Source organism: Massilia sp. CFBP9026 (genome assembly GCF_034045165.1).
Classification (GTDB): Bacteria; Pseudomonadota; Gammaproteobacteria; order Burkholderiales; family Burkholderiaceae_D; genus Telluria; species Telluria arenae.
In genome coordinates, this window is sequence record NZ_JAXCWH010000012.1 from 45,590 (window position 1) to 67,757 (window position 22,168).

Below are 22,168 nucleotides of genomic sequence, written 5' to 3' on the forward strand. Positions count from 1 at the left end.
CTTTCTATACTCGTGCCATTACAGCACTGAGGAGTTTGGCTTGCTTGTCAGTGGCTGCATCGATCTGTTGATCTAGTGAGTCACACAGGTCCATTAACTGGTTAATGCGCGTAACGATGCGGTTTTGCTCAGGGAGTGGTGGAAGAGGAACAGCACAAAGAGAAAGCTTTGTGCCATTAAAATTCGCCTGCCCACACTGCTGTACGATTTCAGGCTCAATTTGAGTTAATCTGAAATAAGGCGCATTCATCGCCCGACTTATGAATTCCGGGTTAATTAGTGCATCCAATAATCTTATTCTTATCAAATATGACGCGAATGTTGCCTGCTCGGCAGGGCCCGTGTAGCGTGCCGATTTGCCAACCAACTCATAACTATTTGTTCGATTAAAAAGAATGTCGTTTGGTTTAAGGAAGAGGTTGGGTAGCTCGTCGATTCCCGGCGTTATGTATTTGAATCCTCGATTAATCAGCTGACCTTCAACGATATTGCCCATTCGATAGACGGGAACAAGCGAGGAGTCGTCACATGTTTTTTGTGACGTGCCGTAGTCAATAGATTCCGCAAGATCGGCAAGTCTTACCCACAGCCAATTCTTCGGAACTGGAAACGGTTCATCTTCTTGTGAGACTGAAAGTGCTGGCTTGGCCTTCTTGCTTTTCTTTGGGTTCACCAGTCGCTGTCTTTCGCCGTCGATCTCCTTGAGTAGTTCGCTGGCTGGCAGATCGCTGGGATTTTGGGGAACGAGGCGGCCCATGACTCCTAGCTGGAGAATGGCCTTGCGCAGTTCGGCGACATTTTCCTTGACAGTATAGAGGTCGCCGAAGTGCCGCTCGATAAAGTCCAAAGCAGAACCTTCCGGAGCGGCCAGCAGTTGTTTGATGGCGGCGGCATGGACGGCCAGCCGCTTTTCCGCCCGCTCCTTGCGCAGCGCTTCCAGCTCATCACAACGCGCCATCAGCTGGTCGATGCGGGCAACGATGCGGTGTTGTTCAGGCAGAGGAGGCAGAGGGAACACAATAGACGCAAGTGCCTTGCTCGACATATTGGAGATGCCGACCCCTTTGCGATGTTGGTTGATCTCCCCGGTGGCGTTCAGCTTCTCGAAAAACCTGTAGGCAAAGTACGGATCGACATCTTTGTAAAAACGAGCACGGTGAATGTGATTCTGAAAGCACACTTCGGAATCAAAATTCCATACCGCTGCACGCCCCGCTTCTCCACCCTCACAGATCAACAGATCATCCATTTTGGCGGTGCATTTTTCGAGTTCATCATCTCTGATCAACATTTGTCGAACATTGTCAAGTTCAAATCTTCCCCAGTAGAGATTTGAGGTCGTAATGTAGTCTCGCGGTTCACCTGTGTTGCGCCCTTTATCCAACGTCTTGCCTGAATTGTGTTGGGCAATGTCGCCGAATCGCACCCAGGCCCAGCTTGCTGGAATTCTATGGGTTATTTCCTGCTCAGTGACTTTCGGAAGGGGCTTTGGGCTCTTGATCTTTCCTGCTTTCACCAGCCGCTGTTTCTCGGCTTCAATCTCTTTCAGCAGTTCGCAGGCGGGCGGATCTTGCAGATCTTGTTTCACCAGCTTTCCCTGCATGGCCAGCGTCAAAATTAGCTCGCGCAGCTTGGCGATGCCATCGGGAGCAGCAAAGGCAGTGTCAAAGTGCTTTTCGAGTAGATTACGGGTGGCGTCGGTCATGCCTTGGCCCCCAGGCAGGCCATTAGCTCGACTTTTAAGGCAGCCTGCGCCGCTTCGACCTGGCGGACGATGTCCATGTATTCGTGCATCAAGTCTTCTGGCATGCCATGCTTGACCTCCACCTCGTGGGGGTTCTTGCAATCCAGGTTGTAGTTGCGCGCCGCGATCTCCCCAGCCGAAACCTTCCAGGCGTTCTCTGTCGTCTTCCGCCCTTTGCGTGCGTGGCCACCCCACCATGCTTTTTCGAGATCAAATTCTTTGATCTCCAGCGGCTTGGAGCGTGAGTAGCTTTTGTAGCCATCAGGGTATGGATGTTCAAAAAACCAGACGTCTTTTGTCGGTTCGCCCTTCTCGAAGAAAAGCACATTAGTCGCAATGCTTGTGTAGGGCGCGAAAACGCCCTTGGGTAGGCGCACGATGGTGTGCAGGTTGAACTCTTCAAGTAGTTCGCGTTTCAGCGTAGTCTTGGCGCCTTCACCGAACAGGAAGCCATCCGGCAACACGACGGCACCTCGGCCTGTATCGTGCTTTAGCAGGTGCATGATCAGCGCCATGAACAGATCGGCCGTTTCGCGGGTTTGGTATTTGCGCGGAAAGTTGTTCTCGATGCCGTCTTCTTCCATGCCACCAAAAGGTGGATTGGTGAGGATGATGTCAACGCGGTCTTTCGGACCGTAATTTTTCAGCGGGCGGCTCAGGGTGTTGTCGTGCCGGATGTTGCTGGGCACATCGATGCCGTGCAGCATCAAATTGGTCATCGCCAGCATGTGGGGAAGCGGCTTTTTTTCTACCCCATGGATGCTGTCTTGCAGCGTGATGCGGTCTACCGCTGTTTTAACTTGTGCCTTTAGGTGCTCGATGGCGCAGGTCAAGAAGCCGCCTGTACCGCAGGCCGGATCCAGCACGCTTTCGCCCAACTGCGGGTCGAGCATGTCCACCATGAACTGCGTGACGGCGCGTGGCGTGTAATACTCGCCCGCGTTGCCAGCCGACTGAAGATCCGCCAGGATTTTTTCGTAAATGTCGTTGAATAGGTGCCGATCAGTGGAAGAGTTAAAATCGACATCGCTCTCGATGGTGTTGATGACCTGCCGCAGCAGGGTGCCAGATTTCATGTAGTTGTAGGCATCTTCGAACACCGAGCCCACTACCTTTCCGTGAGGTGTAACACCTGCCGTAGTTGCCAGCTTTTTGAGTGACGTAAAAAGCTCGTTGTTGACGAAATCAATCAATTCTTCACCGGTGATCCCTTCGGGATCTTTGGCCCAGTTAGTCCAGCGAAAGCGACTTTGTATGGGCGATTTGTAGCCGGGAATAGTGAGCTGCCATTCCTGTTCCTTGTCGTCGAAGATTTTCAGGAAAAGGAGCCAGACGATCTGGCTAATGCGCTGGGCGTCGCCATCCACGCCGACGTCCTTGCGCATGATGTCTTGGATGGTTTTGATCAGGGTGCCGATGGACATAAGTGAATTCCGAGAGATTTGTTAGGCGCGCAGCTGCGAAGAGCCGTAGAGCGCTTGTTCGAGTTCGTGAATGGCACGCTGGTATCTATCCAGCCCGCCAAAGGCGCGGACGATCTCCATGGGGGTGCCGAAACTGGTAAAAGGGGCGATGGTGAGGATCTGGGTTTCCTCAATGGAGCCAACGCCTTCATCTGCGTATTTATCAAGCAGAGCTTGCAGCACGCGCTGCGCTTGTTCGCCATAGCGAGTGAAATAGCTGCGCTTTTTGACCTGCTCAGCGCGCTCTTTGCGGGTGAGAGGCGGCTGATCCCAGGCTACATGGCAGACCAGATCGAAAGGGTCGAATTCCTTGCCGGACTCGCGGCCAATTTCTTCTGCCAGCGCATCGAAGAACACTCCTTCGTTAGCCAACTCGTCAATGATAGCTTGTTTCTTCTCAGCATCGTTCCAGCGCCGCAAAAAATCATCGAGTGAACTGAACTCCTTGGCGAGCGCCTTGCGTGTGTAGTCTTTCAGCGATTCGGTGATCAGGCGACCAGCGGCATCGAAATACTGCACTCGCTCGGACAGCACTTTGACTTCTACATTGGTGACAACGTAGCGGCGGATGTTACTGACGTCTTCGGCATGGCGTGGTTCTGCTACGCCCGACCACGTCGATTCTCCCGCCGGCAGATAGGTGAAAACATCCTGGGATGATGAGTCTTCGCCATCATCCGGTGGTACTGGCGAGTCGTCGCCCTTAGGCTCATATATTTGCACCGGGCAGCCATCGAAATCAGGATCGGCAAACAGCTCCGTCGCTTTCTTGAAATCGATGACAGTGAAATAGTATTTGTCGTAGTCCTCATTGATGCGCGTGCCACGACCAATGATCTGCTTGAACTCGGTCATGGACTGAATGCGCTGATCCAGAACGATGAGTTTACAGGTCTGCGCATCCACACCCGTGGTCATCAGCTTTGAGGTGGTGGCAATAACCGGGTACTTGGACTCCGGGAAGATGAAGTTATCGAGCTCTGCCTTGCCATCTTCGTTGTCGCCGGTAATGCGCATCACGTACTTGCTATTCTGTACCACGAGATCAGCGTTCTCGTTGACCAATGCTTGGCGCATGCGCTCGGCGTGATCGATGTTGTCGCAGAAGACGATGGTTTTATCGAAGCGATTTGTTTGCTTCAGGAAATCGCTGATTTTTTTAGCAACCAGTTCAGTTCGCCTTTCAAGAACGAGTTTTTTGTCAAAATCCCGCTGGTTGTAAATCCGATCTTCGATCTCGTTGCCGTGCTTATCGACCATGCCTCTGTCGGGGCGCCAGCCAGTAAGGTCTTTATCTAGGTCGATGCGTACCACCTTATAGGGGGCCAGAAAGCCGTCGTCGATACCCTGCCGCAGAGAGTAGGTAAAAATCGGCTCGCCGAAATAATCGATGTTCGAGACTTCCTTGGTTTCTTTCGGGGTGGCGGTCAAGCCGATCTGCGTGGCCGACGAGAAGTATTCAAGAATTTCTCGCCAAGCCGAGTCAGCTGCTGCGCTGCCGCGATGACATTCGTCAATGACGATCAGGTCGAAAAAATCACGGCTGAACTGCTTATAGATGTTGCGTTCTTCTTCCGTGCCGGTGACGGCCTGATACAGCGACAGATAAATCTCATAAGACTTGTTGGCCTGCCGCTTCTGGATCTTGGTCATAGCCGAGCCGAAGGGCTTGAAGTCATTGGTCATGGTCTGATCGACCAAGATATTGCGGTCGGCCAAGAACAAGATGCGTTTTTTGGCTTTGGATTTCCACAAACGCCAGATGATCTGGAAAGCGGTGTAGGTTTTGCCCGTGCCAGTAGCCATGACCAGTAGCAGGCGGTTTTGGCCGCGTGCAATGGCTTCAATGGTCTTGTTGATCGCCAGCAATTGATAGTAGCGCGCTGTTTTATTGCTGCCGTCGCTGTGATAGTCCTGCGAAACCAGTTCGCTTTGTGCCGTATTTAGGCCGAGGTGTTCTGCCCACCATTGCCAAAGCACATCCGGGCTCGGCAACTCGTGCAGGGCCAATTCGCGCTCGATGACGCCGTCTTTGGCAATCTTGTTGTGAAACAAGAAGCCGTCGCCATTACTGCTGAACACAAAAGGCACCTGCAGCATCTCGGCATAGCCCAGGCCTTGCTGCATGCCATCGCCCACCGAGTGCTTATTATCTTTTGCCTCAATTACCGCGATCGGCATGTTGGGCTTGTAAAATAAAACATAGTCCGCGCGCTTATTCTGAGCACGGGTGTGCAGCTTGCCACGAACGATGATACGGCCTTTTGTGAGCGGAAACTCCTCACGCACCTGATTAGCCATGTCCCAACCAGCCTGTTCAAGCGCGGGTGTGATGAACTTAGTGCAGATGTCACGCTCTGATAGTCCTTTCTTGTTCATACGCCGTCCCGTTCCAGTTTTTGCTCAGCGGGACCGACCCTCAAATCGTGAATACGCGCGTACTCCAACACCAAGATTTCGATCATTGAGGCCACTGAGCGGCGCTCGCGATCAGCCGCCAAGCGCAAGAGCTGCTTGATCTCGGTAGAGGTGCGGATGGAAAGGTTTTCGTCCTTTAGGCGTGACATGTCGGTGTCTCGATAATGTTGTCACGCAAATGTACTGCCTTTGCATGCATTTGCGCAATGCAAAGTTGCACTTTGTCCATCGCCCCTCTAGACAGGTACCGTGACTGATCGGTGCCAGGTGTAAATGAGGCAATGACAGACGGCATTGCGCGATTCGGCGACGGCATTACCTTATTCTGGCCGAGGCGCTTGGACGTCTGGTCTGGTCTGCGATTGTCGTGCCTTGACGGGCAAATCGGCTTCGATGCGAACCGGCTGCAGAGCATGGCCGCCCCGAGCCTGATGGGCTGTGCCGTAGTAGCGCCGCGTCTTGGCACTGCGGTGCCCGAGGCCCCGGCTGGCGGCATCGGCATCGCCTGATGCTTTCAGGTCGGCACTCCATTGGTGGCGGAAACACGTGGCCGTAAGGGCATGTGCGTGTTCGCGCCAGAGGCTGCGCCCAAGGCGTTGAATTTCCACGGTAAAGTTACCCGCACTCACAATCTTGACGTACAGCTTCCGGCCCGGCTCTGTACAGAGCCGACGCACAAGGGCTGCGACCAGCGGATGAGGGTCGTCCACTGCATAGGCCACAATTCGATGCGGCTGGCCTTGGTGTGTCGCGACTTTTGCGCCCGTGACATAAAGACAGACGGTCTCCATGCCTACGCTTTCATCGTACTGCAGCCGGGTGTCAATGCCCGTCACGAGTTCGCTCAGACGAGCGCCAGTCAGCGCCGAAATCAGCAGCGCGTCGGAGTACTTGCCACGCGCACCGCGCTCACATAGGTCTTCCCGCCAAGTTGATGGCAGCCCTCGCAGCGCCTGCCGTTTGCTTCGGCGCTTTCGCTTCGGCTGGGTCATGCCCTGTTGCTTCAGAGTGATCAAAGCAGACAGCTGTTCGTGGAGGCGAGGCAGCACATCTGCCAGTCGCTCCCAATCGAAGTTCTGCGCGGTGCACAGCCCCTCGAGGTGCTGGATCACAAGGTGGCGGCAACAGAACTTCAAGGCGGCCATCCGCTTATGAAAGGTTCTCGTGCTTCCGGTGTCTTGCACCGCTGCCGCCAATCCGCCAGGGAGGGCCTGCGCGCGCTGCAGTAGCACATGGGCCATCCGCAGGTACTCTGCCTCGGTGCAGGAGGATCGCACTTTAGAAAGCTCGTGAGGCAGCGCAGCTGGCAGCATAACTCCGCATTCACGAGCCATCGCGTTCAAGCGCTCAGCATCGGTGCTCATGGTCGGGAGCCCTTGGCCAGGTCTTCGAAGTCAGCTGCCGATATCTTTCGCAGCCGTCCTTCCCGGAGGGCAACGAGCAGTTTGCTGGGGCCGAGCGGCATATACCCATGCCTAGCGTTGCCGTTCTCTATTGTGACCTGCTCGCAAAACCCGGCCTTGTCGACGCGAATAAAGGAACTGGGGTTATCGGTGGGCCAGCAGAAGCAGAGGTCTGCCCAGGCTGTCAGCTCTGACTCTGATGGCGGAGCCGGTGGCGAGGGCTCTGTTGCAACGCTGGCCAGATTTTGCGCGATGGAGTAGGTATAAGCGCCAGCATCTCTGGGAGGACGGCCAGCCTGATACTGCTTGGCCACCGCCGCGATGATCGCCTGTGTGTCTGCCTTAACAATACCCTTGCGCTGTGCATTAGCAATGGCTGCCTCCACCTGCGCGTGGCTCTCTGGCGGAATGCCCGACTTATCCACAGGCACCTGTGCCTGGGCTTCTAGGGTTGGCGTTACGTTAGAGTTGGGTTTAGCGTTGGCGTTATTGTTATACAGGGAAAAGTTGGATGAGGCATCGATACGGTATCCATGAGGTACAGATGCGTCATTTTCCGAGAATTCGCCGGCTAGCAAGGTGTTCAGCAGCTCCCGCTGCTCCTCGTTCAAGCGTGCTTTGTAGTCGGCCAAAAACGGGGCTAGCCAGGGCTCCGGCAACCGCCGAATGTTCTCCAGAGTGCGGGTACGTAGCTTCGGACCCATAGTCTGACTGGCCAAGTTGTGAAACCACCAAATGCGAACCCACACGAACATGCGTTCGGGATCAAACCAGACGAGGTCTTCCGCACGCAAGCGTTCGATGACCTGCAGCCACTGGTCCTTCGACCAGCCGACTTCGGCGGCTGCGATGCGAGGTACTAGAGGATAGGCGCCAATCACATTCGACACTGGGCTGGTTAGCAGATACAGGAGCGCGGTTTTGTCTTCTGTCGTGCACTGCTGAAGCAGCGGGCTGTGCCAGAAGCCGTGGTCGTTGACGGTTCTTTGTCGGCCCATCTTACTTCACCTCCTGAATCTTGCCGCGCTGAGCAGCTTGGTGCTCCAACCAGGCGTCGATCTCGTGCTCTAGAAAGCCGGCCACGCGGCCGCCTAACTGGATAGGCTGGGGGAAGTCGGCGCTCTTGCACAGCCGCCAGAGGGTGGTGCGGCTGAGTGCGATTTTGTCGCAAACGTCCTGAATTCGCATAACGCGCAGCATGTAATACTCCTCGAAACATTGTGAAAACACCAGGGATGTTGCGCGTCGGGGAGTAATGATGCACGGGCATTAAATGACACCAATCTGCCAGAATTCTCGGCCGATGAACTACTCGTTCTCGGGCGTAAAGTCGGGCAACTGTCCAATGCCGTGGTGGCGATCTGCTGTCAGCTCCTTCAAGCTGACCGTGTATTCGTTCGGCTCTGGGTCGAGGTACGGATGGTCGAATGATCCTGCAGTCCATTCGACATAGGTGAACTTGTCGCGCAGTGGTTTCAGGGCTGACAGCGCGGCGCTTTTGGCACGTACTTCGTGCTCGCCCCCGGCGACAAAGATGGCGGCCAAGCACATCACGGCGTCAGAGGATTGTGGATCACTCTGCTGCTTCTCCGTGCCGCTGTGAGCCACGCGCACTGGCGACCACCCGTGCTTGTGGCACAGGAACACGAACTGGCGCGCTGCCCATCGCTCGGCGATGTTTTCGGGACGCCCGCGCTTGCGTGGTGAGCACAGCCGCTTAGCCCCCTGCTCCAGCCAGCGCAGGTCTTGCCACTGCTGCATGTGGTTCGCGGACCGAGGGCCGTAGGGCTCGCCAGAAACCTCATGCTGGATGCCGAGGTCGTAGCTTCGATGTTCATCCAGCTCGTTCACATAGGCTTGATGGGCAACGTCTTGCTGGGCCGCCAGCATGTCCAGCTCGCTCTCGGTAAGCCCCTCCAAGGCAAAGCGGAGTTGTTGCGCTGTGAGAGCGATCGCTTCATAGCGCTGCCGCCTTGATTCGCTTTCGTGGGCTTGCTGTCGCAGCGTCGCATATTGTGCCGCCAATGCTGCTGCGGCTTGAGTGAAGGCAAGGCATCCTTCGGACATCTCGCCATCTTCCTGCGTTCCCACCCGGGGAAAATGACGCGCGATCACAGCCGCCAAAGGGGCGAGCGTGAGGTCTTTGCGTATGAGCGATCTCGTCTTAGCCCTGCTCATGGGCGGCCCTCCATTTATCGAGGTGATCCGCCCAGTCCTGCATCATCACCTGTCGCTCTTCAAAATAGGTAGCGTGGTTGTAGGCGCGTCGTACATTGTTCTGGTCGGAATGCGCCAGCTGGGCTTCGATGGCATCCGGTCGGTATCCCATCTCGTTGAGGCGAGTGCTGCCTGTAGTACGAGTGGCGTGTGGGCTGTAATTCCCGGCCCAGCCGAGCACCTTTAACGCTTGCCGCAGTGATGCAACAGACATCGGGGTGTTGCGGTTGTCACGACCGGGGAACAGATGCTTGCGCTGCCCGGTAAGGGCTTTCAAGCCGCTAAGCATCTCGACGGCTTGCTGCGGCAAAGGCACCAGGTGCTCCTTGCGTGCCTTCATACGCTCAGCTGAGATGCGCCACAAGGCGCGGTCCAAATCGATCTCCGCCCACTCAGCTTCAGCCACCTCGCTTGGGCGCGCAAGTGTCCACCACATCAGCTGCATACAATAGTTGATCTGAAAGGTGCAGCGGTGATTGTTGAAGTCGTTCAACAGCTTGCCGATCTGATCGGTAGTGAGCGCCGTCTTGTGCTGGGTCTTGTTCGAGGGAATGGCCTTGCGCACGGGCCAGACCGGATCACTGTCTGCGCGCAGCGTAGCTACGGCAAACTCGAAAACGGCCGACATGGTGCGACGAGCTTCGGCGGCCACGGTTGGGGCGCCACGCTTCACTGTGCTTTGAAGAATTTCGAGCACGTGGACGGGAGTAATGGCGCGGATAGGCAGTTTGCCAATCGCAGGGAATACGACTCGCTCCAGCATGTCAAGTCGACGGTTCTTCGTGATGTCCTCCCAGTCCTTCGTCTGCAGCCATTCACGCGCCACCAGGGCGAAGGTGATTTCAGCGTCGTTGGCTTGCTTGACACGGTCCAGCTGACGTTGCTGGGCAGGATTGACGCCTTGCTTTACGAGCTGGCGTGCAGCTTCGCAACGCTCGCGTGCTTCAGCCAAAGTAACGGTTGGGTAGTCACCAAGCGCAAACATGCTGGCTTTACCGTTCAACCTGAACCGGAAGCGCCACGCCTTTACCCCGCTGGGCTTCACCTCAAGGCATAGGCCCCGATAATCGTTAAGACGGTAGAGCTTGAGCTTGGGTTTGGCATGGCGGCAGTGAGAATCGGTCAGCATGGTGAGCACTTTGTAATGGGCACATCGCCATTGTACTCACATATCCTCCATGCCAAAAAGAAACATACTCACCTTTATACTCAATACGAAGATGGCTACCCACGAAAATTCTAGCAACAACAAGAAACAATAAAGCCGCGTAAGTGCGCGGCTTATTGAAGTTTTTTGGATTTCAGTGTCTTTCCTGATGTTTCAGGAAAACACTTCCACCCATCAGACGTTGAACAGGAAGTTCAGCACGTCGCCATCCTTGACGATGTATTCCTTGCCCTCGGCGCGCATCTTGCCCGCTTCCTTGGCGCCCGACTCGCCCTTGTAGGTCAGGAAGTCATCATACGAAATGGTCTGCGCGCGAATGAAGCCGCGCTCGAAGTCGGTGTGGATCACGCCCGCGGCCTGCGGCGCGGTGGCGCCAATCGCCACGGTCCATGCACGCACTTCTTTCACGCCGGCGGTGAAGTAGGTCTGCAGGCCCAGCAGCTTGAACGCCGCGCGGATCAGACGATCCAGGCCAGGCTCGTCCATGCCCATATCGCCCAGGAAGTCGGCCTTGTCGGCATCGTCCATCTCGGCGATCTCCGACTCGATCGAGGCGCAGATGGCGACGATCGGGGCGTTCTGCTTGTTGGCGAACTCGGTCAGCTGGTCCAGCAGCGGGTTATCCTTGAAACCGGTATCCGACACGTTGGCCACGAACATCGCCGGCTTGGCGGTGATCAGGTGCAGCGGGTAGATGATCGCCATCTCTTCGGCATCCAGGCCGATGGTGCGGACCGGCTGGCCTTCGTTTAGGTGCGGCAGCACGCGTTCGAGCAGGGCGACCAGCTTGGCCGCGTCCTTGTCGCCCGAGCGCGCTTTCTTTTGCTCGCGGTGGATGGCTTTCTCGACGGTACCCATGTCGGCCAGCGCCAGTTCGGTCTGGATGACTTCGATGTCGTCGATCGGGCTGACCTTGCCGGCCACGTGGATCACGTTCGGGTCTTCGAAGCAGCGCACCACGTTGACGATGGCGTCGGTTTCGCGGATGTGCGACAGGAACTGGTTACCCAGGCCCTCGCCCTTCGACGCGCCGGCCACCAGGCCCGCGATGTCGACGAATTCGACGATGGCCTTGACCACGCGTTCCGGCTTGACGATGGCGGAGAGCGCGTCGATGCGCGGATCCGGCACCTCGACCACGCCCACGTTCGGCTCGATGGTGCAGAACGGGTAGTTTTCAGCCGGGATGCCGGCCTTGGTCAGTGCGTTGAACAGGGTGGATTTGCCAACGTTGGGCAGGCCGACGATGCCGCATTTGAGGGTCATGGATACTATTCCTAATTCGATAAGCGCGAGCGATCGATGAACCGCTCTAAACCCTGCATTGTAACCCGGACCGGGCCGGCTGCTGCAAAAAACGGCGCTTTCCACGCCTGCCGCAACGGTCGGGTTTTCACAATGACAAGCTAGATCGGCTTGATGCGTCCTGGGTCCGGCCGCAGGGCGAATTCGGCCAGCTCATCGCGCAGCCGCTCCCCTTCCCCGATCGCCCGCCTCCAGGTGCGCACGCGCGCATCGTGATCCAGGCCGTAGAACTTGAAGTCGGCGCGGTCCGGCAGTTTGCCGCGCGGCAGCGTGCGCAGGAATTCGTCGGACGGCGCCACCAGCAGCACGTTGTCGAGCCAGCCACGATTGGCGCCGCGCGCCGCCCTTCTCCACGGGAATCCCTTATCCAGCCAGCCCGGCACGATGTGCTCGGCGAAATGCGGGTACAGCACGAGCTCGCCCTCGGCCCGCGAATACGGCAGCGCCAGGTGATAGTCGATGATGCCGCCGTCCCAGTAGCTGCCGGCGGGCGCCTCGGCGATGCTGGTCACCGCCTTCATGATCAGCGGCAGCGTGCCCGAAGCGAGCAGTCCGGCCGCCAGGTTGTCGCGCGTGAGCGTCGTGAAATGCGTATTGAAGCTGTCGAAGCGCTCGCGCAGCCATGGCGCCTGACTTCGTGCATCGCCAATCACGACCCGCTCCATCAGGCGCCCCAGCCAGGCACGCGAGCCGGCGTTGTGCAGCGCCGCCGACAGGAAGCCGCGCATCTCGGCGTAGCGGTGTGCGGGCGCCGCCAGCGAACGCAGCCCGCGCACGGTCAGCAGGTGCAGCCGGTAATGTTCGTGGCTAACGATGTCGTCTTCATGCCCGCGCACCAGCTCGCCGAGCAAGGCTTGCACGACCTCGTCGATGTCCTGCGGCGTGGGCTTGAGGCACGTGTAGCGCTGGCCCGCGTACAGCTCTCCCAGCAGGGCGAAAGCCTTCACTGGATCCTTCTGGCAGGCGGCGGCCATGCGCCAGGCGCCGATCGAGGCGCCGATCAGCGTGCGTTCGCGCGGGGCCGAAGGGAACCATTCACCGAACATCCACTGGTCCAGCGACTGGAAGATCAGGCCCTTGGGGCCGCCCGCCGCGGCCGGCACGATGGCCACGTCCCGGGCCCGCAAGCCGTGTTCTGCAATCTGCGCCATGGCCAATGGCCCGGCATGAAAAGTGAGCGCCTTCATGCCGAAATTATCGCAGGAAGCATGCACTTGCGCCCGATCAATCCTGCCACCGTACTGCTGCGTAACATGGGCCGGTCGCGTGTCCGGAGAGTGTTATGCATCTGCGCTTCGTCGTCATGCTGTGTCTGCTTCTATGTCCATTGCTGTGCTTGCCTGCGTCGGCGAGCGCGCTCGAGGCCGACAGCGGCACCGACCGCTCGGTGGTGGTGGACCGCTACGTCCAGCATTTCGTGGTCGAAACGGGCGGCGGCTACACGCTCACGGTCGAGCAGGCCAAGACCATCGTCAACCGCGCGGCGCTGCACGAACACGCCCAGTTCTACATCGGCTACAACCAGTCGCTCGACGAAGTCGTCTCCGTCGAAGCGCATACAGAGAAAGCCGATGGCCGGCGCCTGGCGGTGCAGCCGCACCAGATCCGCGACCAGCAAGAAGCCGCCTCGCTCGACGCCCCGATGTTCCAGGACACGCGGCTCAAGATCGTCGTCTTCCCCGACGTCGAAGCGGGCGACAAGGTTGCGGTGCGCTATGTCGTGCGGCGCCACACGCCGCTGTTTCCCGGTCACTTCGAAGACCTGACCTCGGCGCGCTTCCAGCGCCAGCGCGACTTCCGCCTGATCTACGACATGCCGGCCTCGATGCCCCTGCACGCCGACGCGGTCGGCTTCGAGGCGATCGCCACCATGAACACGCCCGCCCCTGCGCCCGGCAAGCGCCGCTACGCCTGGCGCTACGTCGATGGCGACAATGCGCGGCTGGAGGCCGATTCCGTCAGCTATCTGGACTATGGCAAGCGGCTCGCGGTCTCGACCTTCGCCGACTATGCCGCCTTCGCGCGCGCCTACCAGGAGCGCGCGGCCGGCAAGGCGCTGCCAGACGACACGGTGGCGGCGCTGGCGGCCAGCATCACGGGCGCCACCCTCGACCGCCGCACGCGCGCGATCGCCCTCTCCGACTGGGTGCGCAAGAACGTGCGCTACGTCGGTGTCTATCTCGGCCCCGGCGGCGTGGTGCCGCATGCGGCGTCGAGCGTGCTGGCCAACCGCTATGGCGATTGCAAGGACCACGCGACCCTGCTCGAGGCGCTGCTGGCCAGTTCCGGCATCGACAGCACGGTGGCGCTGGTCAATAACGGTGACGCCTATCGCCTGCCCGACGTGCCCACGCTCGGTGTGCTCAATCACGCGATCGTCTACATTCCTTCGCTGCAGCTGTATCTCGATCCGACCGCCGAATCGGTGGCGGGCGGTTTTTTGCCGGCGGCGCTGCTCGGCAAGCCGGCAGTGCTGGCACGCTCGGGAGAGTTCGCGATGATCCCCTTCTTCCAGCAGGCGCGCAGCCGCACGTTTACCCAGTTCGACATTCAGCCCGACGGCGGTAGCCGCTTCAAGGTGACGCGCACCAGCAGCGGCGCCCAGGCCGAGCCCTACCGGCGCGTGGTGCGCGCCACGCCGGCGGCCGAACGCGACCGCTTCGTCGAACGCATGCTGCAAGGGCTGGGGCAACAGGGCGGCGGCGTGCTGGAGCCGGGCGATACCGAAGGCGTGGCAGATGACTATACCCTGTCGTTCCGCGGCGCCAGCAGCGGCTTCACGCAACTGCCGGGGCCCGCAGGGCTGGCCACCACGTATAACTTCTGGGGAGGATTGGGCGACGCCGTGTTCGCGTTCACGCAGGAACCCGAGCGGCGCCAGGAGTTCGTGTGCCCGGCGATCGATGCCGAGGATGAACTACGCTTCCACCTGCCGAGGCGAGCGCAGGTGCTGGCCCTGCCACGTGCCGTCAAGGTGGAAGATGCCAACTTCGCCTACCGTTCGCACTATCAGCGGCGCGGTGCGCTGGTGACGGTCAAGCGCCAGCTCAAGTTCAGGCACACGGCGGCCACCTGCTCGCCCGACGACTACCTGCGCATGCGGCCGGCGCTCGAGCGCATGCTGCGCGACCTGCGCTCGCAGGTCGTGGTGCGGGGAGGATGAGCCGCAGAATCGAAACGCGCGGCCTCAGGCCGTATGCAACTGCATCGTCGCCACGTCGAGCTTGCCTTCGCAGGCGAGCGGGATGATGCGCAGGCTCTTGTCGATCGATTCCTCGATCAGGCTTTGTTCTTCCTTGCGCGGGCGATGCAGCACGAAGTCGGCCACGCCCTGTTGCAGGCTCAGGCTTCGCGGATGGCCGATGCCGAGGCGCAGGCGCCAGTATTCCTGGGTGCCGAGGGCCGCGGTGATGTCTTTCAGGCCGTTGTGGCCGCCGGAGGAGCCGCCCTTCTTGAGCTTGGCGACGCCGGGCATCAGGTCGAGTTCGTCGTGCACGACCAGCACTTCGTCAGGATTGATTTTATAGAAGCGCGCCAGCGCGCCGACCGACTGGCCCGAACGGTTCATGAAGGTCTGCGGCTCGAGCAGCCAGACATCGTTGCCCGAGATCGAGGTCTTGGCCACCAGGGCGTTGAAGCGCGATTCGCGCTGCAGGCGGCAGCCCGGCAGGCTGTTGGCCAGGTTGTCGACCAGCCAGAAGCCGGCATTGTGGCGGGTTTGTTCGTATTCCGGGCCAGGGTTGCCGAGGCCGACGATCAGACGGATAGACATGCGTGGGTCTTTTAGGAAAAACGCGATTATCGCTCAAACCTGCCGAGCACAAAAAACAAAACCCGCCGGGCAAGCCGCGGCGGGTCTTTTCGATGCGCCACCGAAGCGGCGCGATCAGCCGATATTACTCAGCAGCGGTTTCAGCAGTAGCTGCGCCGCGTGGGATCGAGGTGGTGACGATGGTCAGGTTCTGGCCATGGGTCAGCGCGGTCACGCCTTCTGGCAGGACCAGGTCGCCGGTGTGGATCGATTGGCCGGCTTCCAGCTTCGACAGGTCGACTTCGATGAACTCTGGCAGTTGACCTGGCAGGCACGACACTTCGATTTCGTTCAGCACGTGCGACACGATGGCGCCGCTCAGCTTGACTGCTGGCGAGACTTCGGCGTTCACGAAGTGCAGGGTGACCTTGGTGTGGATCGCCTTCGAGGTGTCGACGCGCTGGAAGTCAGCGTGCAGGACCAGTTGCTTGAATGCGTGCATCTGGAAGTCACGCAGCAGCACTTGCTGGGTCTTGCCGTCGATTTCCAGGTCCAGCACGGAACCGTGGAATGCTTCTTTCTTGAGCGCGTGGTACAACGCGTTGCCGTCCAGGGCGATCAGTGCCGGGGCTTCGGTGCCACCGTAGATGATGCCTGGGGTCTGGCCAGCGTTGCGCAGGCGGCGGCTCGCTCCGGTGCCCTGTTGAGTGCGGTTGAATGCGACTACTTTCATGTGAAACTCCAAAAAATAAATCGGGCACGAATGCCGCAGAATCCAATCCACGGCCCGGTTGCCCAGTGGCGACCATCCCCGCGACCAGGGATGGTCAAGAAAAAGCGCCAGATTGCGCGCTCAAGAAAATCGATACTTCGGCACTACCGCAACGTCGTCCCCGCGGAGGCGGGGACCCAAGTACTGCAAGCGTCATCGCTATACTGGCAAATTAGGTTCCCGCCTGCGCGGGAACGACGTGCTTGGTGTAACTTATTCTGATACGTCAACGGCGCGCCGGCTGTTTTAGCCAGGCGCGCCGCGAATTTCAGCGACTAAAAAACTTAGTCGACGAACAGCGAAATCACCGAGTCGCCCTTGACGATCCGCTTGAAGGTCTCGGCCAGCAGCGGTGCGCAGGTCAGCTGGCGGATCTTGCCGCAAGCGGCGCCGGCTGGGCTCAGCGGGATGGTATCGGTGACAACCAGTTCGTCCAGCGGCGAGTTCGCGATGCGATCGATCGCCGGGCCGGACAGGACCGGGTGCGTGCAATAGGCAACGACTTTCTTGGCGCCGCGCTCCTTGAGCACTTCGGCGGCCTTGCACAGGGTGCCTGCGGTGTCGACCATGTCATCCATGATCACGCAGTTGCGGCCTTCGACTTCGCCGATGATGTTCATCACTTCCGACACGTTCGCCTTCGGGCGACGCTTGTCGATGATCGCCAGGTCGCAGCCCAGGCGCTTGGCCAGGGCGCGTGCGCGCACCACGCCGCCGACGTCAGGCGACACGACCAGCAGGTCGTCGTAGTTGCGCTTCTGCAGGTCGCCCAGCAGGATTGGCGATGCGTAGATATTGTCGACCGGGATGTCGAAGAAACCTTGGATCTGGTCGGCGTGCAGGTCCATGATCAGGACGCGCTCGACGCCGGCTTCTTCCAGCATGTTCGCGACGACCTTGGCCGAGATCGCGACACGCGCCGAACGCGGGCGGCGATCTTGACGGGCATAGCCGAAGTAAGGAATGGCGGCGGTGATACGGCCGGCCGAAGCGCGCTTGAGGGCGTCGACCATCAGCATGATTTCCATCAGGCTGTCGTTGGTCGGTGCGCAGGTCGATTGCAGGACGAAGACGTCCTTGCCGCGCACGTTCTCGTTGATCTCGACCATGACTTCGCCGTCGGAGAACTTGGAGACGACTGCTTTACCGAGAGGAATGCCGAGGCTTTTTGCGACCCCCTCTGCTAGTGCCGGATTGGCATTGCCGGTAAAAACCATCAGGTTTTCGTAAGCCATGGGAGTCCTAAAGGGTAAAAAGCGTTTGAACGGTAGAAAAACAATCAGCCGGATTAACCGGCTGATTAGCATGCTGACGCGGCGCTCGGCACCGCATCGCGATTTTCTTGCTGGACGCATCCGCATCGACAGAACAAGAAAACTTTGGCAGGGGAACAAGGATTCGAACCTTGGTATGCCGGAATCAAAATCCGGTGCCTTAACCAGCTTGGCGATTCCCCTACACGATCTTTACTGCTTGCCGCCAGCATTTCAACTTGCTGCTCAACGCTGCGACAGGCAGTATTTTATTCTACAACTCCCTGATTTTGCAAGAGCGATTTCATCAGCGGGTGTGTCTTCAGCGACTTCGCCTTCCATGCCGTCCACTTGCCCGGCACTTGCGCCAACACCTGGTCGGCAGCGTCTTCGCTGGAGAACGCGCAAAACACGCACGCCCCTGAGCCAGTCATCCTGGCATCGCCATGGCTGCTCAACCATTCAACCGCCTCTGCTACCGGCGGGAACAGGCGCATCGCCACGTCCTGCAAATCATTTTTCCCAAAACCAACCGTACTGCATGAATCGGTGTGGCTGGAAAAGTCCGCTATTTTGACGGGCTTTGAATCTCTTGTCAAATCCGGCGCAGAAAAAATTGCGGGCGTCGGCACCGCGACACCCGGTTCGATCACCACATACCAGCAATCCGGCCCCGGCACCGCCTGCAAGGCCTCCCCCACGCCTTCCGCGAACGCGGTTTCGCCGAACAGGAAGAACGGGATGTCGGCGCCCAGCGGCAAGCCCAGCGCCATCAATTCTTCGCGGCTCAAGCCAGCTTGCCACAGCGCGTTGGCCGCCATCAAGGCGGTGGCCGCATCCGACGACCCTCCGCCCAGCCCGCCACCCATGGGCAAGACCTTGTCCACCCTGACGGAGATGCCTGGCGGCAGCCGGCCATGGCGGCGCGCAAACTCGGCCTGCAGCAGGCGCAGCGCGCGCACGACCAGGTCCTGCTCTTCGGGCACGCCCGCCACATCGTTGGTACGGCGAATCTGATCGTCGTCGCGCAAGTCGAAATGCAGGCGGTCGGCACGGTCGATCAGTTGGAACACGCTTTGCAGCAGGTGGTAGCCATCGGCGCGGCGGCCGGTGACGTGCAGGAACAGGTTGAGCTTGGCCGGCGCCGGGCAATCGTGCAGCGAACGCATGGATCAAGCCGCCGGCAGGATGACGATGCGGATCGCCAGGTCCGTGATGTCGCCCGAGGCGGCGCGCTCGGCCTGGATCAGGCGCGGCGTCGGCTGGCTTGCCGCCGAATCTTGCCACTCGACGAAGCGCAGGCGCCAGCCATCCTTGGTCGTCACGGTGTTATTGGCTGGCGAGGCGCGGAAGCGCTGCCCCTGCGCATCCAGCGCATAGCCCTGCAGCCAGTCGCGCAGGCCGGACACCGGCAGCGGCCAGCCCAGCGTCTCCTGGGTCAGGCTGTCGATGTCGCCCGCCGTACGCTCCTGACCGCCCTGGACCAGGGTCGCGGTCGTCGGCGTGACGTTGATCGTGGCCACGGTCTGGCCCAGCGGAGAAATCAGGGCGACGTCGATCGCCTCGGGACGCTGTTCCCAGTTGAAATTGCCAGTGATCGACTCCTGCCTGCCATCCTTCTGGTAATTGACCGACAGCTTGCCCGACAGGTCGATGGTGTCGCGGTAGTCGCCGACCGTGGCGGTGGACAGGTTGGCGGTGCTGGTGGCGCAGCCGGCAAGCACGGCGGCGAAGGCAAGCAAGGTGAGACGACGGGTCAGCGGCATAAGGAAATTCAAGAGAGCATGGGAAGAATACGGACACGGCGGACAGCTGTGCGCCATCCGCCGCAAGACTGATTATTTCACAAGGCAGGCCGCAACCGCGCCAGCGTGGTGCGCAGCGTATCGTTCTGCGGATCCTTGGCGCTCGCCTCGCGCCACAGCTTCTCGGCCGCCGACTTATCGCCCTTCTGCCACAGCACCTCGCCCAGGTGGACGGCGATCTCGGGATCCTTGCGCAAACCGTAGGCGCGGCGCAGGAATTTTTCGGCCTCAACCAGATTGCCCATCCGATAATGAACCCAGCCCATGCTGTCCATGATGAAGGGGTCTTCCGGCGCCATGTCCAGCGCCTTGGTGATCAGGCCATAGGCTTCCTGCAAGCGCACATTGCGCTCCGCCAGCGAATAGCCGAGGGCGTTATAGGCATGGTGGTTGTCCGGCGCCTGCGCCATCACTTCACGCAATTGCGCTTCCATCACGTCGACCTTGCCCAGTTTTTCGGCCAGCAGCGCGAAGTCGTACAACAGGTCGGGATTCTTCGGGAAGCGCTTGGTGGCCGCTTCCATCACCGCATAGGCTTCCTGCAACTGGTTGGCTTCGCGCAGCAGTTGCGCCTCGGCTGCCATCAGCTGGGCCTGGCGCGCCGGATCGTCGGTCTTGATCTCGGCCAGCAGGCGCCGCGCGCTGTTCACATCGCCGCCCTTGCCGACCAGGTGGACGCGGCGCAGCTGGGTATTGAAGCGGGTCTGCGGGTCCGTGCCTTCCGGCACCTTGTCCAGCCACTGCAGGGCGCCGACCAGGTCGTTGCGCTCTTCCGCCAATTGCGACAGGATCAATAGCGCGCGCGAAGGATCGCGTTCGTCGTCCGGATTGCGCCCCAGCACTTCCACGAAGCGCGTGAAATATTGTTCGGCGCCGAGGGCATCGTTCATCTGCGTGGCCAGGATGCCCAGCGCATACAGATGGGCGACGTTGTCGGGCTGGGCCTTGACCAGCAGCTCGAACTCGCGCCGCGCAGCCGGATAATCCTTGCGGTTGACCAGCACCCGCGCATAGGCAGCGCGCACATCGCTCGCCTTCGGATAGCTCTTGAGGAATTTCTGCATCAAGGCCACCACTTGCGCCTCGTCCTCGGTCACCTGCGCCAGCATCAGCAAGGCGATCTCGGCGTCGGGCTTGATCGCCAGCGCCGCCTGGGCTTCGCTGCGCGCCAGCGCCTTGTCGTCACGCACCAGCGCGATCTGGGCGCGCACAACGCGCGCTTCCATCGTATTTTCGTAGGGCGCGATCAGGCGCTCGAGCATGGCGATCGCCGCTTCCTTGTCCTTCGCGCGGCCCAGCAATTGCTGGACCTGGAACAGCAGCACGCCGCGCCGGGCCGGGGTCGCCTCGCGCAGGCGCTGCTCGAAGATCGGTTCGAGTTCAGAGATCTTGTCGGAAGTAACCGCCATGCCGACGAAATACTGGGTCGCTTCGTCGGAATCCGGATCGAGCCGGTACCACAGGCGCACCGCGGCCAGGGTGTCGTCGGCCTGCTTGGCGGCCACCGCCATCTCGGCCGCGCGGCGCGCCAGGCGCGGATCGCCGGTGCGCTGGGCCAGGTTGTAGACGGTCAGATAAGGCCCCTGCCAGTCGCCATTGCGAAAAGCAAATTCCGCCTTCATCAGCTGCTCGAGCATGACGGGCGTGAGCTCTACCTTGGGCAGGCGCGCTTCTTCCTCTGCCTTTTGCTTGGCGGCCAGCTCTTCTTCATCCAGCTCGGGCTCGGCCTCTTGCTGTGCGGATTGTTGCTGGCCGAACTTGGCCTCGTCGCCGGCGGCGAACGACTGCTGTTGCGGGGAGGCAGCACATCCTGAGAGCAGGCCTGCAAGCAGCCCGGAGACGGTTACAATGGCGAAAGCGTTTTTCAAAGCAAGTCCAAGATCCGAGTTGATGTTTTGATTTGATTCTACGCTCATGCGCAGGCGCCTGCCGCGCATGAGCTGCGTCAGGATCCCTGGCGCCAGCCCGGCCCGCAGGCTGCCCAGCCGCGACGGCAACCCGACTTTACACGATTCGTCTTCCCCATGCCTGAACTGCCAGAAGTAGAAGTCACCCGGCGCGGTGTCGCGCCCCATATCGAAGGCCGCGTGGTCGAGCAGGTCGTCTGCCGCCGCGACGGCCTGCGCTGGCCCTTCCCGCCCGACCTTGGCGCGCTGCTGGCCGGCCGCCGCATCCTGGCCACCGGCCGGCGCGGCAAATACCTGTTGATTCATTTCGAGCACGGCACCCTGATCGTCCACCTGGGCATGTCCGGCCACCTGCGCGTGCTGCCGCCGGGCATCGAACCGCGCAAACACGACCATTTCGACCTCGTCGTCAATGGCCCCGATGGCGTGCAAGTGCTGCGCCTGCACGATCCGCGCCGCTTCGGCGCCGTCCTGTGGCATGCCAACGAGGATGGCGACCTGGAAGAGCACACCCTGCTGCGCGGCCTGGGCGTGGAGCCGCTCGGCGAGCAGTTCGATGGCGCCCTGCTCTACCTGCAAACGCGGCGCCGCAGCGCCCCGATCAAGCAGGTGCTGCTGGCCGGCGACATCGTCGTGGGCGTCGGCAATATCTACGCCTGCGAGAGCCTGTTCCGGGCCGGCATCAGCCCCAAGACGGCGGCCTCGCGCATCAGCCGCGCGCGCTACGACCGGCTGGCCGAAGCGATCCGCGAGATCCTGGCCGCCGCCATCGTCCAGGGCGGCAGTACCCTGCGTGACTTTATTGCTGTAAATGGGCAATCTGGATATTTCCAGCAGACATATTTCGTCTATGATCGTGCTGGTGTGCCCTGCCGCCAGTGCGAGGCGCCGGTCCGCCAGATCAAGCAGGGCCAGCGCTCGACCTTCTATTGCGCGCAGTGCCAGCGCTAGGCATATAACGG

General features: G+C 60.0%; 19 protein-coding genes and 1 tRNA gene. 2 read left to right on the top strand and 18 right to left on the bottom strand.

The annotated features are described in order from the left end of the window. Nucleotides 1-4: 4 nt before the first annotated feature. From SOM28_RS23515 to SOM28_RS23565, 11 genes are all read right to left on the bottom strand, one after another. Nucleotides 5-1,705, bottom strand: coding sequence for a restriction endonuclease subunit S (locus SOM28_RS23515; RefSeq protein WP_320469621.1), 1,701 nt, complete (start codon nt 1,703-1,705; stop codon nt 5-7). Beyond that, nucleotides 1,702-3,168: a type I restriction-modification system subunit M gene (locus SOM28_RS23520; RefSeq protein WP_320469622.1), complete on the bottom strand. Its 1,467-nt coding sequence runs from the start codon at nt 3,166-3,168 to the stop codon at nt 1,702-1,704. The genes SOM28_RS23515 and SOM28_RS23520 overlap by 4 nt, the downstream gene beginning before the upstream one ends. A 21-nt stretch (nt 3,169-3,189) precedes the next feature. After that, nucleotides 3,190-5,586, bottom strand: coding sequence for an EcoAI/FtnUII family type I restriction enzme subunit R (hsdR, locus tag SOM28_RS23525; RefSeq protein ID WP_320469623.1), 2,397 nt, complete (start codon nt 5,584-5,586; stop codon nt 3,190-3,192). Further along, nucleotides 5,583-5,774, bottom strand: a complete 192-nt coding sequence (locus tag SOM28_RS23530) for a hypothetical protein (protein WP_320469624.1) — start codon at nt 5,772-5,774, stop codon at nt 5,583-5,585. The genes hsdR and SOM28_RS23530 overlap by 4 nt, the downstream gene beginning before the upstream one ends. Nucleotides 5,775-5,945: 171 nt before the next feature. After that, the gene (locus SOM28_RS23535; protein WP_320469625.1) at nt 5,946-6,989 is read right to left on the bottom strand and encodes a hypothetical protein; all 1,044 of its coding nucleotides are present in this window, start codon (nt 6,987-6,989) and stop codon (nt 5,946-5,948) included. Continuing rightward, nucleotides 6,986-8,026, bottom strand: coding sequence for a hypothetical protein (locus tag SOM28_RS23540; protein WP_320469626.1), 1,041 nt, complete (start codon nt 8,024-8,026; stop codon nt 6,986-6,988). The genes SOM28_RS23535 and SOM28_RS23540 overlap by 4 nt, the downstream gene beginning before the upstream one ends. 1 nt (nt 8,027) lies before the next feature. Next, a complete protein-coding gene (locus SOM28_RS23545; protein ID WP_320469627.1) occupies nt 8,028-8,228 on the bottom strand; it encodes a helix-turn-helix transcriptional regulator in 201 nt (66 codons plus the stop codon). A gap of 108 nt (nt 8,229-8,336) precedes the next feature. Further along, nucleotides 8,337-9,206: a hypothetical protein gene (locus SOM28_RS23550; protein WP_320469628.1), complete on the bottom strand. Its 870-nt coding sequence runs from the start codon at nt 9,204-9,206 to the stop codon at nt 8,337-8,339. After that, entirely contained in the window at nt 9,193-10,374 is a 1,182-nt protein-coding gene (locus SOM28_RS23555) for a tyrosine-type recombinase/integrase (protein ID WP_320469629.1), read from the bottom strand. The genes SOM28_RS23550 and SOM28_RS23555 overlap by 14 nt, the downstream gene beginning before the upstream one ends. Nucleotides 10,375-10,587: 213 nt before the next feature. Next, the gene (ychF, locus tag SOM28_RS23560; protein ID WP_147936429.1) at nt 10,588-11,679 is read right to left on the bottom strand and encodes a redox-regulated ATPase YchF; all 1,092 of its coding nucleotides are present in this window, start codon (nt 11,677-11,679) and stop codon (nt 10,588-10,590) included. A 140-nt stretch (nt 11,680-11,819) separates the two neighbouring features. Then, entirely contained in the window at nt 11,820-12,869 is a 1,050-nt protein-coding gene (locus SOM28_RS23565; RefSeq protein WP_320469630.1) for a patatin-like phospholipase family protein, read from the bottom strand. A 131-nt stretch (nt 12,870-13,000) separates the two neighbouring features. Between SOM28_RS23565 and SOM28_RS23570 the strand changes: the two genes are divergently transcribed. Then, a complete protein-coding gene (locus SOM28_RS23570; protein WP_123068208.1) occupies nt 13,001-14,881 on the top strand; it encodes a DUF3857 domain-containing transglutaminase family protein in 1,881 nt (626 codons plus the stop codon). 24 nt (nt 14,882-14,905) lie between these two features. On the opposite strand, the gene pth is transcribed toward SOM28_RS23570, so the two are convergent. The 7 genes from pth to SOM28_RS23605 form a co-directional block, all read right to left on the bottom strand. Next, nucleotides 14,906-15,490: an aminoacyl-tRNA hydrolase gene (gene pth / locus SOM28_RS23575; RefSeq protein ID WP_147936431.1), complete on the bottom strand. Its 585-nt coding sequence runs from the start codon at nt 15,488-15,490 to the stop codon at nt 14,906-14,908. 124 nt (nt 15,491-15,614) lie between these two features. Continuing rightward, nucleotides 15,615-16,202, bottom strand: coding sequence for a 50S ribosomal protein L25/general stress protein Ctc (locus SOM28_RS23580; protein WP_320469631.1), 588 nt, complete (start codon nt 16,200-16,202; stop codon nt 15,615-15,617). Between the two features lie 323 nt (nt 16,203-16,525). Further along, a complete protein-coding gene (locus SOM28_RS23585) occupies nt 16,526-17,476 on the bottom strand; it encodes a ribose-phosphate pyrophosphokinase (RefSeq protein ID WP_109345370.1) in 951 nt (316 codons plus the stop codon). 145 nt (nt 17,477-17,621) lie between these two features. Further along, nucleotides 17,622-17,698 (bottom strand) — tRNA-Gln (locus SOM28_RS23590). 65 nt (nt 17,699-17,763) lie between these two features. Further along, nucleotides 17,764-18,663 carry a 4-(cytidine 5'-diphospho)-2-C-methyl-D-erythritol kinase gene (gene ispE / locus SOM28_RS23595; protein WP_123068205.1) on the bottom strand — a complete coding sequence of 300 codons (900 nt, stop codon included), beginning with the start codon at nt 18,661-18,663 and terminating at the stop codon, nt 17,764-17,766. Nucleotides 18,664-18,666: 3 nt separating this feature from the next. Beyond that, nucleotides 18,667-19,260, bottom strand: coding sequence for an outer membrane lipoprotein LolB (locus SOM28_RS23600; protein WP_320469632.1), 594 nt, complete (start codon nt 19,258-19,260; stop codon nt 18,667-18,669). A 77-nt stretch (nt 19,261-19,337) separates the two neighbouring features. Then, nucleotides 19,338-21,215 (bottom strand): tetratricopeptide repeat protein, encoded by a 1,878-nt coding sequence (locus SOM28_RS23605; RefSeq protein WP_414675206.1) that lies wholly within the window; start codon nt 21,213-21,215, stop codon nt 19,338-19,340. Nucleotides 21,216-21,323: 108 nt separating this feature from the next. Here SOM28_RS23605 and mutM point away from each other — a divergent pair, with 108 nt between their 5' ends. Next, nucleotides 21,324-22,157, top strand: a complete 834-nt coding sequence (mutM, locus tag SOM28_RS23610) for a bifunctional DNA-formamidopyrimidine glycosylase/DNA-(apurinic or apyrimidinic site) lyase (protein WP_320469634.1) — start codon at nt 21,324-21,326, stop codon at nt 22,155-22,157. Nucleotides 22,158-22,168: the final 11 nt, after the last annotated feature.

Coding starts and splice junctions, on each gene's coding strand:
- SOM28_RS23555 (WP_320469629.1), bottom strand. CDS start 10,374: ATGCTGACCGATTCTCACTGCCGCCATGCCAAACCCAAGCTCAAGCTC.
- SOM28_RS23545 (WP_320469627.1), bottom strand. CDS start 8,228: ATGCTGCGCGTTATGCGAATTCAGGACGTTTGCGACAAAATCGCACTC.
- SOM28_RS23580 (WP_320469631.1), bottom strand. CDS start 16,202: ATGAAAGTAGTCGCATTCAACCGCACTCAACAGGGCACCGGAGCGAGC.
- SOM28_RS23550 (WP_320469628.1), bottom strand. CDS start 9,206: ATGAGCAGGGCTAAGACGAGATCGCTCATACGCAAAGACCTCACGCTC.
- mutM (WP_320469634.1), top strand. CDS start 21,324: ATGCCTGAACTGCCAGAAGTAGAAGTCACCCGGCGCGGTGTCGCGCCC.
- pth (WP_147936431.1), bottom strand. CDS start 15,490: ATGTCTATCCGTCTGATCGTCGGCCTCGGCAACCCTGGCCCGGAATAC.
- SOM28_RS23540 (WP_320469626.1), bottom strand. CDS start 8,026: ATGGGCCGACAAAGAACCGTCAACGACCACGGCTTCTGGCACAGCCCG.
- SOM28_RS23530 (WP_320469624.1), bottom strand. CDS start 5,774: ATGTCACGCCTAAAGGACGAAAACCTTTCCATCCGCACCTCTACCGAG.
- SOM28_RS23570 (WP_123068208.1), top strand. CDS start 13,001: ATGCATCTGCGCTTCGTCGTCATGCTGTGTCTGCTTCTATGTCCATTG.
- SOM28_RS23585 (WP_109345370.1), bottom strand. CDS start 17,476: ATGGCTTACGAAAACCTGATGGTTTTTACCGGCAATGCCAATCCGGCA.
- ychF (WP_147936429.1), bottom strand. CDS start 11,679: ATGACCCTCAAATGCGGCATCGTCGGCCTGCCCAACGTTGGCAAATCC.
- SOM28_RS23605 (WP_414675206.1), bottom strand. CDS start 21,215: ATGAGCGTAGAATCAAATCAAAACATCAACTCGGATCTTGGACTTGCT.
- SOM28_RS23565 (WP_320469630.1), bottom strand. CDS start 12,869: ATGGCGCAGATTGCAGAACACGGCTTGCGGGCCCGGGACGTGGCCATC.
- SOM28_RS23515 (WP_320469621.1), bottom strand. CDS start 1,705: ATGACCGACGCCACCCGTAATCTACTCGAAAAGCACTTTGACACTGCC.
- SOM28_RS23535 (WP_320469625.1), bottom strand. CDS start 6,989: ATGAGCACCGATGCTGAGCGCTTGAACGCGATGGCTCGTGAATGCGGA.
- hsdR (WP_320469623.1), bottom strand. CDS start 5,586: ATGAACAAGAAAGGACTATCAGAGCGTGACATCTGCACTAAGTTCATC.
- SOM28_RS23520 (WP_320469622.1), bottom strand. CDS start 3,168: ATGTCCATCGGCACCCTGATCAAAACCATCCAAGACATCATGCGCAAG.
- ispE (WP_123068205.1), bottom strand. CDS start 18,663: ATGCGTTCGCTGCACGATTGCCCGGCGCCGGCCAAGCTCAACCTGTTC.
- SOM28_RS23600 (WP_320469632.1), bottom strand. CDS start 19,260: ATGCCGCTGACCCGTCGTCTCACCTTGCTTGCCTTCGCCGCCGTGCTT.